We start from the raw sequence: 12,430 nt of genomic DNA on the forward strand, positions 1-12,430 counted from the left end.
TACTCGGGGTCGGTCCACGCCTTCGCGACGACCTTGGCGCCGTTGAGCGGGCCCACCTGGGTCTCATAGGTGGTGATGATCCCGTCCATCACCTTGGGGTCGATCAGTCCCCGCTCGGTGAGCAGCTGCTCCAGTGCCTCCGTGCGCAGGGAGACGGGTGGGCGCTTGCCCGTACCGCTGTCGGTGGTCATGAGGTGGTCTCCAGGTAGCTTTCGAACATTTCGATGGTGAGTGCGAAGGGCTCGGCGTCGGCGCCCCACAGCTCGCGCGAGTCGAACCGCACCGAGTAGACGTGCTGCGGGTTCTCGCCCTGGAAATGGGCGTTGGTGTCCGGCAGTACGTGGCCCGGCTGGATGCGTTCGACGACACCGACGTGTCCGCGGACGTAGGCGGGCAGCCGGGTGTGGCCGGGCACCGACACGGACCGTGTCCATACCCGCTCGCCCACGGCGAACACCGGCGGGGTGTCCACTGGGCGCAGCGAGCCGGAGCCGATCGGCGCCGCGGTCGGCGCGTAGTCCGGCCGGGGCTCGGGCACTGGGGGTTCGTCCACCTGGCCGCCGTCCAGGTTGCGGGCGCGGGCGTCGATCGCGCCCGGAGCCAGGGTGGCACTGTCGGTGAGCATCAGCTCCGCGCAGTTCAGCCAGCGCCCGTAGTAACCCTCGTCCAGGTAGGCGGTGCGGTCCAGGCGCTCGAGCGCGTGCCGGAAGGCGTCCGCGTTGTAGCCGCCGCACGCGATTCGGCTGGAGAGGAGGGCCAGGGCGAACGCGCGGCCCTGCCAGGGTTCCGCGAACACCGGCTCGTCACGCTTCGGTGGATGAAGGGGTCCCCATCCCGGGGTGCCCCCCATGTCGGCAAGACCGTCCATGACAACAACCTTTCACAGTCCGCAAAACGGAAAAATGTACTCGTTCCAGGTGCGTGACACCGTCGAGATCACGGCCCGCACCGCGAGGGGGTCAGAGCGGAACGCTCTACGATCCTTCGCGGGCTTTCCTCGTGGGCGACGATGGCGACAGACCCCCAGGGTCCGGTCGGTGCGGCTGTCGGCCGCCAGGCCGGTCGACCGACGGTCCAACCTGTGCCTCACCATCAGAATAGGAGCATATGCTCCTATCTGTCAAGCGTCGCGCCGCCGATTCGTTGGCCGGACGGTCATCCCGGCTCGTGAGGCTTCATGTGCGGAAGAGGATGGGCTCGTGGGGCTGTCTGCGGGTTCGAACAGCGCCCGGCCCGGGATGTGGACGGACAGCACCCGTCGGCAAGGCCCCGGCCACCGGTTCACCGGTTCACCGGTTCACCCGTGGCTGGGGAGCCGGGGAACTTCGTAGTGCGCCTTGGTCACCACGGCGCGGACCAGTGGCGAGCGCGCCCGCGGTGTCCCTCCCCGTTCCTACTGCTCACGTCAGTGAGTCAACCGCGGTGGCGCGTCACCGCGCCTCTCAGGGCATCGTTCCTTCGAGCCGCAGGTTGCTGAGGTCGATCGAGACGAGCAGTTCGTCACGTAGCGGCGAACCTGCGGTGTCCCGTCGGTAGGCACGCCGCGCGGTCGGGAACCGCACACCATCGACGTCGACGAAATCGTGCACATACTGTGCGGCGGCCAGATCACCCGCGATGTCGACTTCGTAGTCATGGCGACGCAGGAGGTTGTCCGGCCCGAAGTAGAAGTCCTGGACCCTGCTGTGGCCCGCGAAGGACGCGGGGAAAGTCGCCCGCAGGCCTCGCCAGCGCTCGCCGTCCTCCCACAGCGGTTCGAGCACCGAAGTCTCGACACCGGGCATGGCGAGGAAGAACGGGGTGGTGAGATAGGTCCACAAGGCGTAGCCGTTGAAGTAGGCACGGTCCAGCGCGTCCCAGGGCGTCGACAACGTGTGGCCGTCGAACGACGCCCTGGGGCTGAGACGCTCCGCGACGATCCGCCCGTCCAGCTTCTCGATCGCGATGCGGTCGGGTGTGAAGTCGGTCCGCTGGTCGGACGCGCCGAAGGGGTGGACCGACGCGTGCTGGGCGTGCGCGGTCACGGTCATCTCCCGGGGATCGGCATCCTGGACGACGCCCTTCATCACCCATAGCCGACCGCCGGTGACGATCGTGGCTCTCACCGTCTGTACCAGACTCCACCGCTCCAGCCCGCCGTGCGCCGCGAGCACGTCGTGCAGCAACGGGTTTCCTTGTGTTTCCTGCGCGTGCATGGTGATAACGCTCCCCTCGGTGAAACGGGATGATCGGATGTGCCGGACCACGCCGGTGCCGGGTGTCGCCGACGGCCGGCCGGGACAGCGGTGGTGCCGCGTCGCCATGCAGGCGGTGCGGACCGCGCACAGCGTCCCGACGAACCCGTCGCCTCGCGTGGCACCCGCACGCCCCGACAGAGGCCTTGCGGGCCGCGATGAACACGACGGTCCATGACCCGCACGGGTGCGTCCTCTTCCCACGGGTCGATCACCTTCTGGAAGAGCGGGTGTCGCGGGACATGCGACGGGCCAACCGAGCGCCGGCCGCAAGGCCCGATCCGAGGGGAGACATGGCACCCTGCGCGAGGGCGTGCGCGGGCGCTCACTGACGCACAGGTCCGCGTCGGATCCCGGCCGTCCGACACGATAGGAGCGTATACTCGCAATCTCGGGTCGGCAATGGTCTGCCGTCCGGGACGGTCCCGGAACGCCGACCGCGGAGCAGGCCTCCGGTCTCCTCCGGTCACGGCCGGAGCGCAGCACAAGTCCCGCCCGGCGGAAGGCTGGCACGCTGTCCCGCCTGCCGCGAGTGAGATGGGACCGCGGCCCTCGAACGACGTGCTCATGGACTTCACCCTCACCCCCGAGCAGCGGGACCTGCGCGACGCGGTCCGCGCCCTGCTGACCGGGGCGTACCCGACCACTGAAGACCGGCGCAAGACCACGGAAGCCGCTCCCGGCTTCGCCGAGCACGTCTGGTCGCGACTGGCCGACATGGGCATCCTCGGGCTGCCCTTCCCCGAGGAGCACGGCGGCATGGGCGCCGGCCCCGTCGAAGTCGGCCTGGTGGCCGAGGAGATGGGCCGCGTCTCGCCCCCGAGCCGTTCACCGACTGCACCGTACTGGCGGGCGGCCTCATCACTGCGGAAGGCACCGGCCGGTAGAAGGGCGAGCTGCTGAGCGGCCTGGCGGACGGATCCCTCATCGCCGCCTTCGCGCACACAGAACCAGGCAGCCGCCGGGAGACCCGGGCCCTCCAGGTCCGGGCCCGTGAGCACGACGGCACATGGACCCCGTCCGGTACGAAGGACACGATGCCCCACGGCACCCGGGCCGATCTGTTCGTCGTCGGCGCCGCGACCGACGCCGGTACCGGACTCTTCCTGGTCCCCGCCGAACAGGCCACCCGCCACGGCTACCGCACGTACGACGGCGGCCACGCCGCTGCGCTCACCCTGGCCCTCACACCCGCCACCCCGCTCGGCACCCCGGGAACCGATCACACGTCCATGATCGATCGCGTCACGGCGCACGCCCTGGTCGCCCAGTGCAGGGAAACGATCGGTGCCATGGACAGTGCGCTCCGCATCACGACGGACCACCTCCGCTCCCGCCGCCAGTTCGGCGTCGCCCTCAGCACCTTCCAGGACCTGCGCTTTCGGGACCGCTGGAGGCCAGGAGAGCACCTCCAGCGAGCGCTGCGGAAACACTGGCGGTTGCTATGCGGTGCATCAGCTTGTTCATGGCTTCTTCCTTTCGTTACCGGCCCATCGTCGTGACCGCCGCGGCTCGCGGTCGGCGTCCGTGCCGGCTGACGTGGAGGTCTGCGTTGCTTGTTTCGTTCGGCTCAGTCGTTGTTCGGGGCGGGAAAGGAGGGTGGTGGCGGCCAGCTGGGTCATGGCAGCCAGTCGGTGTGGGGGGGTGCCCCCTGGGCGATATCAGCTCGTGCTGGTCCGGCTGCCTGCGTGGTTCCAGCGACGTTCGACCTTGGCGAAGTGCCAGTAGCCCAAAGCGCAAGCCCACACGGCCACGAAGACGCCGACCATGACGAACCCGGCATTGTTCAGGTCGATCCCGGAGATCCAGCCGGTTGCCGGGTCGGTCAGGCGAAGCTGGTCGTGCAGGCAGCCGACCAGTTCGATCGTGCCGATCAGGAAGGCAACCGTGATGGACAGGCCGGTGATGGTGAGGTTGTAGTAGACCTTGCGGACCGGGTTGGAGAATGCCCAGTGGTATGCGAAGTTCATGAACGTGCCGTCAAGGGTGTCGAACAGGCTCATGCCAGCGGCGAACAACAACGGCAGGCAGACGATCGCGTACCACGGCAGTCCAGCTGCGGCACCGGATCCGGCCATCACCATGAGCGTGACCTCGGTGGCCGTGTCGAATCCGATCCCGAACAGCAGCCCTATCGGAAACATCTGCCCAGCCCGGGAGACGGACCGGGTGAGCCGGCCCAGGATGCGGTTCATGAGGCCACGGCTGTCCAGGTGCTTGGCCAGCTCATGCTCGTCGAACTGCCCTGCGCGCATCGCCCTGAATACCCGCCATATGCCGGCCAGCGCCACCAGGTTGAGCGCGGCGATCAGATACAGGAAGCCGCCGGATGCCACCGTGCTGATGAGACCCAGGTGGTGACGCGTGCTGGAGTCGTCGCTGGCAAGGGTCGTCGTGAGCCGCGCGCCCGCGGCGATCCCCACCGCCAACAGCACCACGACGGTGGAGTGGCCCAGTGCGAACCAGAAGCCAACGGAGAGCGGGCGCTTGCCGTCCGCCATGAGCTTGCGGGTGGTGTTGTCAATGGCGGCGATGTGGTCGGCGTCGAAGGCGTGCCGCATGCCGAGGGTGTACGCGGTCACGCCGAGCCCGAGGCCGAAGACCTCCGTACCCGCTTTGTAGTGGTGTGGAACCACGAGTGCCGCCAGGATCCCGAACGCCACCAGGTGCAGTGCCGCGATCACAGCCAGAAGCCCCCCGGCGCGCCACCAGTCACGGCGCTCCCAGCGGATGGTCTGGGCAGCCGGTGCCGCGCCGGCGCGGACAGCGGTCTGGGAACGCGTTACGGGTGGAGTCATGGGGGGTCGGCCTCTCCAGTGACTTACGGGGGATCTCGTGCGGTACGGCGGCCGGAATTCCGGATGGCACATGAAACTTCCGGAGTGCTGGGGGTGCCGGGGAGGTCCAGTGCCCCCTGCCGATGGCAGGCCAGCGGGGTGTGCGCTGGGGGGATGCCGTTCCATAATACGAGCATATACTCGTAATCGATGGTTCGCCAGCCCGTCCGCAGACAGGCCGTCTCCTCGACCCGGCTCAGCGACACCACGCCCCGCCTCGTCACTGCACGCCGCGCTGCCCCCATGGGCCCCCTCCCCCATGAGCCGCTCATCGCCGTCCGCGCCCTCGCGGTCGACGACCCGGTCGAACTCACCTGCACCATCGCCCGTGCCGGCCTACCCGAACCCGTGGTGACCCTCCCCGACGGCACCTCATCCACCCTCCCCGTCCCTCCAGGCCCGCCGCTGGCCGCCATGGACACCGCCCCCTTTCCCGCGACGACGACCTCGCTGCCCGAGGGAAGCGGGCTCGAGATGGATACTGCCGCCCTTGCCTAGGAGGCGTAGCGCCCACAGGTTCACCGCGCCCCCTCCTGGACGACGGCCGACCAGTTCAGCACCTACTCCGCCAGCCAGTGCAGACGCTGCTGGCAGGACTCCGCGGTACTGGTGGCAGTCATCTGGGACACCGTCATCTGCGACATGCCCACCAAGCACTCCGGCCGCCGCGCTCCTTCGCGACAGCGGCCACCACGGTGGCAGCCACCAGGTGGTCCGGCGACACAGGCATTGCGAAGTACATCCTTGCGACGCCCTCCAGTGCTGCCGCCACGGCCTCGGGCCGGGTCAGGTCGCCGATGACGACATCTGCGCCGATCGCGCGCAGTTTGGCCGCGCGATCGTCGTCACGGCGAACCAGCACCCGCACGGGCACGCCCTCTTCCCGGAGCTGCTCGAGAACCGTGCGGCCGGCACTACCGGCGTTGCCGATGAGAACGTCGCTGCCATCCATGCGTCAAGCGAGCCTGTCGTAGAAATCCTTGGCCCGGTCGACGCCGGACACGGGCAGCACGATGGCTTCGAGTCTGAGGTCCACGAGAGGTCTCCGTTCGGAGAGGAACGACTGCCCGGGCCGGCGTGGGCAGTTCACTCCCACCGCCCTCACGGGTGAGCGGGCCGCTTCGGTCGTGGCTGACGCCTACGCCTACGGGGACCGTGGCCGTCCATTACAGCCACCATGGTGGCGGGGTGTGCCGTCAGCTACCGCAGCGGTCTAGCCATTGCCACCCGGGAATTAGGAGCATATGCTCCTAGCTGTGGAGGAGGGATGCCTCCTGCCACACGAAGGCGACACGCTCCGCGCTGCGGCCCGGCGACCCGCCGTGTCCACCGGCGCGACTGCGAGCCTTCCCGAGAACACAGGAGTCTTCATGATCACGTCTGTCAGGAAGAAGGCGCTGGCCGCTGCGGCGGTGACGGCCCTGGTCGGCGGTTTTACCGCCGCGGGAGCAGTCTCCGCCGATGCGGCCACGCCGGAGTGCGGCGACAGCTGTATCCAGATCTACAGCGTCCGGTCCGGCACCGCGCAGCAGCCGAACCTGGTGGAGACGGTGTACGGGGGTGAGGCGAGGGCGGGCCAACCGACCGTGATGCGCCCCGTCAGCACCTCCGATCCGGCCGGAGACATCGTCGGGCACCGCGCGGGCCCGGTGTCCGACTTCTACAAGGACGGCCTCGTGTCCGCCGAGGTGAACCGGCACTACGGCAGCCTGCGCGCCGTGGAGGTCGAGTTCGCGCCGCACGGCACACGCACGGGGCTGTGTGCCGGTCTCGCCGACACCGCGTACCAGAACGAGGGGCTCACTCTCCAGAAGTGCGGTGTGTCCGCCAAGACCGTGTGGATCATCGACACCCAGGACTCCCCCACGACCGCCCCGCAGGGACACTTCCCCCTCGTCAACGGCTCGACGACGAACTTCACCCATCCCTACGCCATGACCTTCACCCGTGACGCGCAGGGGCACGAGGCATCCAGGACCGGAGCGGCTGGGCATCACGCCCGCACGGGGCGTCACGCCGGCACGGGGAGTCACGCCCGCACGGGGCGTCACGCCCACCACAGCGCCGTTCCCGCGCAGATCCGGGTCGCCAGGCTGATGGGCAACCCGTCCCACGTCCCCGACGGCCAGCTCTGGGGCACGACGAAATAACGAACCGTACGCCCCCTCGCAGCGCCCGCCCGATCGGAGCTGCGGGCGGCCTACAGCGCCGCACTGACGGTGTTTGCCGAAGGAGCGGCGGACTGGGCAGCCGCCTGCTCCGCCGCATGGCAGATCCCGCACGTCAGCCGCCGGGCCTCGGGCAGTGAGGCGGACGTACCCGTGGCGACGGCAACTCTGCTGACGTGCACGTGTTGGCCGCAGATCCCAGCCCCGCAACGGGCACAGACGCCCGCGGCGGAGGCTGGGCTCGGGACGATGGTCCCACCGAGTGCCGCTACGACGCAGTCGAAGCAGATCATGAAAATCGACCTTCCTACGGTAGAGGCCGTGCCGAGGAGTCGTCGACGAGGTCGGTGTCACCGGCGGTGCGGTGCTCCGTCCCCCGGCGCCGAGCCGCCGCCGGCCGGGACCACGAGGTCGGGCGGGAGGCATGTGTCGTGCGGTCGACCTTCCGGGCTGCGCCGGCCCTGGCCCGCGACCATTTCATTTAGCTTCACGCCTACGGGTTCCGCAACACGATGACCGTCGACTGCGGCGGCACGTCCAGGTGGGGCTTGCCGTCCTGCGACCGCTGCGGCGTCCTCCTGGCCGAGCTCCGCGACCGGCCGCTGGTCTTCCTGCGACATGGCGCCGGTGCACCGGCTGCGCTGGAAGGGGGTTGCGCGCAGGCGGACCTCGGGCCCAGGACGGCCTTCGGGGCATTTCCCGCGCCCCCGTCTGCGACGATCTTCCCGTGGACTACCCGAAGGAGCAGGCCCCGGCGCCCCGCCCGCTCCGGCATCCCCGAGCACGGGCGCATTCGCAAGTACTACGCGGTGAAGGTGCGGATCGCCGCGCAATTGGAGTAACTCGTGGGGGTGCGTGATCCTCACGGAGAGGGATCTCGCCGAGCGGTACGACCTGGTCCGGGAGACCGTGCGGCAGTCGGTGCGGGAGCTGGTGCCGGAGGGACGGCTGCGGCGGCGGAGCTGCACACCGCCGTGCCGCGGCTGTACGCGGAGGTGGTCGTCGAAGACCGCCGGCTGCGGTTGACGGGGTACGAGATCGCGGCGGCGTGACACCGGGCGTGACACTTTTCCGGGTGAGCGTGATGCTCCTGTCACGCTCACTGTGCGTCAGCGTGACACGGATTGCGGACGTGCGGGCGGTCGGCCGGTGGTGGGGCCGGCCTGCTTCTCCCAGGCCGTGCGCCAGATCGTCAGTTCGTCCTCGGTGTACCGGACGGTCTGCCCCTCCAGCTTGCCTTCGGGCACCGGGATGCCGCGCTCCTGGGAGCGCCTGCGCATGTAGGTGCGCGCCGTCGGCCCCTTCCACGCAGGATGCCCTTCTCCCACGCCTCCTCCAGCGAGTACCGGACCGGCACGGAGTTGCCGAAGACGTCGTTCGCCGACAGCGGCTGGCGGATCACCGGGGCCGCGTCCACGGGCTCCTGCGGCAACGCTGAGCGGCCGGGCGGGACGACGGGGCTCTGCCCGCACACATGCGGCCGGTCGTCGTGCTCTTCCCGACCCACGGCTCTCGGCCCCTGGCTGCGGCTCACACCTGTGCGGCTCCCTCGACGCGGGTGAGGAACGCGGCGAGGGCTCCGGCGGCTTCGGGCTCGCTGGTGGCGAGCCGGGCCGCGAACGCCAGCTCGTCGACGCCGGCGCCGGGGACCAGGCGGGCGAGTTCGGCGAGCAGCGCGGCGTGCGCGAGGACCGGAGGCGGGAGAAGGCCGGCGGCGGCCTCGCGGGCGGCCGGGTCGCGGTAGTGCCCGAGGTGCGCGGCCAGGGCGTGCGCGAGCCATGCGTCGAGACGGTGGAGGCGAGTTCCTGGAAGGAGGTGGTGCGGGCGGTTCCGGTGGTGACGCCGGATGCCGTGGCGAACGACCAGCGGGCCGCCCAGGAGCGTGTATCAGCCTGCATGGTTGCGTCCCTGCCTCGCATCTCGTCTTCTACTCGCCGTTGTCGATGTCGGTGACGGTGCCGTCCTTGATGTAGCGGGTGAGGTTGAGTTCCGGGGCGTTGAACCGCTCGCGGACCTCTTGGGAAGTCCAGCGGTGATTCGGCGTTGGCCGCGTAGACGACGCAGTCGGACAGGATCGCGATGGGGTACTGCCCGGTGAACGCCGCGTGCTTGACGATCTTGCGGTGGAGGTTGATCCGGGTGCGGGAGATGACCGCCGCGCGGATGTCCGGCCGCCACGTCGGCCGGGACAGCGCCCGCCATGGCTGCCCGGGCCGCCAGCCCTCACCACGGGGCCGTTCACGGAGCTTGCCGATACCGCTTGCCCACTTCGCTCACTGACGCCCCGGAACATCCGGCCAGTCGGCCCGCGCACCCCTCTTGTGACGGCCCAGCAGATTCCTGCGAACAATCAAGTTGTGCACAACTCAATTGCGCGCTAAGTTCTTGTCAGCCGCCAGGGCGGGAGCGCCCCGGGGGGAGCAAGTTCCGTTGCACGCCCACTGTCTGAGGAGAGTCACCATGGGTCTGAAGACCGCCTTCCGCCCGACCCGCAAGCGCATCGCCGTGCTGGGCGCCATCGCCGGGGTCTCGGCCCTCACGCTGGCGATCACGACCCCCGCCAGTGCGAGCAGGGCCGAGCACGGCACGGCGGGCAAGAAGCCGACGATCGTCCTGGTCCACGGCGCCTTCGCCGACGCGTCCAGCTGGAACGGCGTCATCAAGCGGCTGCAGCGCGAGGGCTATCCCGTGGTGGCACCCGCCAACCCCCTGCGCGGCCTGGCCGGTGACGCCGCCTACGTCCACAGCGTCCTGGCGAGCGTCGAGGGACCGGTCGTACTCGTCGGCCACTCCTACGGCGGCGCGGTGATCAGCGAGGCCGCGACCGGCGACCCGAACGTCAAGGCGCTGGTCTACATCGCCGCCTTCCTCCCCGACAAGGGCGAGAGCGCCCTGGAACTGTCCAACAAGTTCCCCGGCAGCACCCTCGGCGAGAACCTCAACCCCGTGACCTTCCCCCTCGCCGACGGCGGCACCGGCACGGACCTGTACATCAAGGCCAACAAGTTCCACGACCAGTTCGCCGCCGACGTACCCGAGCCGGTCACCGACCTCATGGCCGCCACCCAGCGCCCCATCGCCGCGAGCGCCCTGGAGGAGAAGGCCACCAAGGCCGCCTGGAAGACCATCCCGTCGTTCGACCTGGTCACCACCGGTGACAAGAACATCCCGCCGGCCGCCCAGCGCTTCATGGCCGAACGCGCCCACGCCCACACCGTCGAGATCGACGCCTCCCACGCCGTCTCCGTCTCCCGGCCGGGAGCCGTGGCCGACCTGATCGAGCAGGCCGCCCGCGGCACCGCCCGCTGACCCGCCGCACGCCGTTCGGCGCCCGGGGCGACCGGGGCCGGCGGCGGACGTGAGCACCGACCGTCGTACCACCGCATGAGAAGGAGACAACCCATGAACAGCAAGCCGGAGAACAAGCCCACGGTCGTCCTGGTGCACGGAGCGTTCGCCGACGCCTCCAGCTGGAACGGCGTCATCGAGCGGCTGCACCGCGGGGGCTATCCGGTGGTGGCACCCGCCAACCCGCTGCGCGGACTGGCGGAGGACGCCGACGGCCTCCGCGATTTCCTCAAGAGCGTGCACGGCCCCGTCGTCCTGGTGGGCCACTCCTACGGAGGCGCCGTGATCAGTCAGGCCGCCACCGACAACGCGCAGATCAAGGCGCTCGTCTACATCGCCGCCTTCGCCCCCGAGGCGGGCGAGAGCGCACTGGAGCTGTCCAACAAGTTCCCCGGCAGCACCCTCGGCCCCAACCTCGACTCCGTCAGCAACGGCACCAAGACCGACCTGTACATCAAGGCCGACAAGTTCCACGACCAGTTCGCCGCCGACGTACCCGAGCCGGTCACCGACCTCATGGCCGCCACCCAGCGCCCCATCGCCGCGAGCGCCCTGGAGGAGAAGGCCACCAAGGCCGCCTGGAACACCATTCCCTCCTGGAGCCTGATCGCCACGCAGGACCACAACATCCCGCCGGCCGCCCAGCGCTTCATGGCGGAGCGCGCCCACGCCCGCACGGTCGAGGTCGATGCCTCCCACGCCGTCTCCGTCTCCCGGCCGGCCGCCGTGGCCGACCTGATCGAACAGGCCGCCCGCACCGTCACCGGCTGACCGCGCGGTCCGCCGCACAGCTACACAGCACATAATTGATTCGTCAAGTATATAGTTCGTGACGCGCCGAGGCCCACCGGATGTCCGGTGGGCCTCGGTGCGATGTCCTGGCCGGTCACCGCCCGGCCGTCCGCTTGGGCTGTCGTGGCGTCATCGTGGCCGACGACACCGGCACGGTCGGGCACGAAGACCCCTTTCGCGAAGGCGCACCCGTTGACGGCTCGAATATAATTGCTTCAGCAAGCAATCTTGGGTTAAAACTTGTTGCGTCAAGTATGACGCCGGTATCCCCGCCGACCGGGAATGGGGCCGCCGGGACGGACAGGAGCACTGCCGACGGCGCCTCCGCGGGCCGACGTACCTGTCACCGAGCGAAACACGAGGATGTGACCCATGGCACCGAAGCCCGCAGCAACCTCAGACGGCGTGCGACCGCTGTCCGCGGACGAAGAGGCCCTCGTCCGGTCCCTTCCCAGCCTCATCTACGCCCTGCCGCGCGCGATCGACGCCGACATGATGCGTGAGCAGCGGATGTCCAGCACGGAATACCTGACACTGATGCACCTGTCCGAGGCGCCCGGCCGGCAGATGCGCATGGGCGCCCTCGCCAACGCCTGCGAGATGTCGCTCAGCGGCATGACCCGGGTCGTCCACCGCCTGGAGAGTCAGGGTCACCTCCAGCGCCTGCGGTGCGACCAGGACGGCCGCAGCTGGCACGCCCACCTCACCGACAGCGGCCTGGCCCGTCTGGAGGAGGCGTGGCCGAGCGCTCTCGTCGCCATACGCCGGCACTTCCTCGACCATCTGGAAGGTTACGACCTGGCCAAGCTCGCCGCCGCCCTGCGGAACGTCGCCACCTGATCGCCGCGCCCCCCGGCGAGCACCGGCGCCAGGCTGCCGGAGCACGCGCGCCGGCCGTGCCGCCGTACGTACCGCCGGCACGGCATCCCCACGCGGGAGTGCCTGGTGGGCCTGCACCTGACGCCGCGCACAGGGCCCGGCCGGGCAACCGGCGAGACACGTAGCTATATAAGTGCGCGCAGCAAGTTTATTCCGCTACCGCGTCATCGTG

At 69.6% G+C, this 12,430-nt stretch carries 13 protein-coding genes and 2 pseudogenes; 8 read left to right on the top strand and 7 right to left on the bottom strand.

Annotated elements, in window-relative coordinates; all coding sequences use genetic code 11:
- The 3 genes from AB0L21_RS36820 to AB0L21_RS36830 all read right to left on the bottom strand — a co-directional run.
- Positions 1–191 (bottom strand): nitrile hydratase subunit alpha (locus AB0L21_RS36820; protein WP_365788460.1); only part of this gene is annotated, 191 nt, incomplete at its 3' end.
- Positions 188–868 carry a nitrile hydratase subunit beta gene (gene nthB / locus AB0L21_RS36825; protein WP_365788461.1) on the bottom strand — a complete coding sequence of 227 codons (681 nt, stop codon included), beginning with the start codon at positions 866–868 and terminating at the stop codon, positions 188–190. The genes nthB and AB0L21_RS36820, both read right to left, overlap by 4 nt.
- Before the next feature lie 574 nt (positions 869–1,442).
- A complete protein-coding gene (locus AB0L21_RS36830) occupies positions 1,443–2,195 on the bottom strand; it encodes a hypothetical protein (RefSeq protein ID WP_365788462.1) in 753 nt (250 codons plus the stop codon).
- A gap of 606 nt (positions 2,196–2,801) precedes the next feature.
- On the opposite strand from AB0L21_RS36830, the gene AB0L21_RS36835 reads away from it, so the two are divergent.
- Together AB0L21_RS36835 and AB0L21_RS36840 are read left to right on the top strand one after the other, a co-directional pair.
- Positions 2,802–3,137, top strand: coding sequence for an acyl-CoA dehydrogenase family protein (locus AB0L21_RS36835; protein ID WP_365788463.1), 336 nt, complete (start codon positions 2,802–2,804; stop codon positions 3,135–3,137).
- 134 nt (positions 3,138–3,271) lie between these two features.
- Complete coding sequence (locus AB0L21_RS36840) at positions 3,272–3,736, top strand: hypothetical protein (RefSeq protein WP_365788464.1); 465 nt, start codon at positions 3,272–3,274, stop codon at positions 3,734–3,736.
- A 159-nt stretch (positions 3,737–3,895) separates the two neighbouring features.
- Here AB0L21_RS36840 and AB0L21_RS36845 read toward each other — a convergent pair whose 3' ends face one another.
- The gene (locus AB0L21_RS36845; protein ID WP_365788465.1) at positions 3,896–5,032 is read right to left on the bottom strand and encodes a HoxN/HupN/NixA family nickel/cobalt transporter; all 1,137 of its coding nucleotides are present in this window, start codon (positions 5,030–5,032) and stop codon (positions 3,896–3,898) included.
- A gap of 189 nt (positions 5,033–5,221) precedes the next feature.
- Here AB0L21_RS36845 and AB0L21_RS36850 point away from each other — a divergent pair, with 189 nt between their 5' ends.
- Positions 5,222–5,569 carry a SpoIIE family protein phosphatase gene (locus AB0L21_RS36850; protein WP_365788466.1) on the top strand — a complete coding sequence of 116 codons (348 nt, stop codon included), beginning with the start codon at positions 5,222–5,224 and terminating at the stop codon, positions 5,567–5,569.
- Between the two features lie 133 nt (positions 5,570–5,702).
- Here the strand turns inward: AB0L21_RS36850 and AB0L21_RS36855 are convergent, their stop codons facing one another.
- A complete protein-coding gene (locus tag AB0L21_RS36855) occupies positions 5,703–6,023 on the bottom strand; it encodes an NAD(P)H-binding protein (RefSeq protein WP_365788467.1) in 321 nt (106 codons plus the stop codon).
- 418 nt (positions 6,024–6,441) lie between these two features.
- Here AB0L21_RS36855 and AB0L21_RS36860 point away from each other — a divergent pair, with 418 nt between their 5' ends.
- Both AB0L21_RS36860 and AB0L21_RS36865 read left to right on the top strand, forming a co-directional pair.
- Positions 6,442–7,221, top strand: a complete 780-nt coding sequence (locus tag AB0L21_RS36860; RefSeq protein ID WP_365788468.1) for a hypothetical protein — start codon at positions 6,442–6,444, stop codon at positions 7,219–7,221.
- Between the two features lie 745 nt (positions 7,222–7,966).
- Positions 7,967–8,199, top strand: a pseudogene (locus AB0L21_RS36865) (GntR family transcriptional regulator); the annotation flags it as partial.
- A gap of 149 nt (positions 8,200–8,348) precedes the next feature.
- Here the strand turns inward: AB0L21_RS36865 and AB0L21_RS36870 are convergent.
- Positions 8,349–8,567 carry a hypothetical protein gene (locus AB0L21_RS36870; RefSeq protein ID WP_365711330.1) on the bottom strand — a complete coding sequence of 73 codons (219 nt, stop codon included), beginning with the start codon at positions 8,565–8,567 and terminating at the stop codon, positions 8,349–8,351.
- Between the two features lie 599 nt (positions 8,568–9,166).
- Positions 9,167–9,497: pseudogene (locus tag AB0L21_RS36875) on the bottom strand (transcriptional regulator); the annotation flags it as partial.
- A 202-nt stretch (positions 9,498–9,699) separates the two neighbouring features.
- Between AB0L21_RS36875 and AB0L21_RS36880 the strand changes: the two are divergent.
- The 3 genes from AB0L21_RS36880 (at position 9,700) to AB0L21_RS36890 (ending at position 12,219) form a co-directional block, all read left to right on the top strand.
- On the top strand, positions 9,700–10,548 hold the full coding sequence (locus AB0L21_RS36880; RefSeq protein ID WP_365788469.1) for an alpha/beta hydrolase: 849 nt from the start codon (positions 9,700–9,702) through the stop codon (positions 10,546–10,548).
- Positions 10,549–10,641: 93 nt separating this feature from the next.
- Positions 10,642–11,358, top strand: coding sequence for an alpha/beta hydrolase (locus AB0L21_RS36885; protein WP_365788470.1), 717 nt, complete (start codon positions 10,642–10,644; stop codon positions 11,356–11,358).
- A gap of 426 nt (positions 11,359–11,784) precedes the next feature.
- On the top strand, positions 11,785–12,219 hold the full coding sequence (locus AB0L21_RS36890) for a MarR family transcriptional regulator (protein WP_365710002.1): 435 nt from the start codon (positions 11,785–11,787) through the stop codon (positions 12,217–12,219).
- The last annotated feature ends 211 nt before the right edge of the window (positions 12,220–12,430 follow it).

Origin of the sequence: Streptomyces sp. NPDC052721, from assembly GCF_040678315.1 — a bacterium.
Taxonomy (GTDB): Bacteria; Actinomycetota; Actinomycetes; order Streptomycetales; family Streptomycetaceae; genus Streptomyces.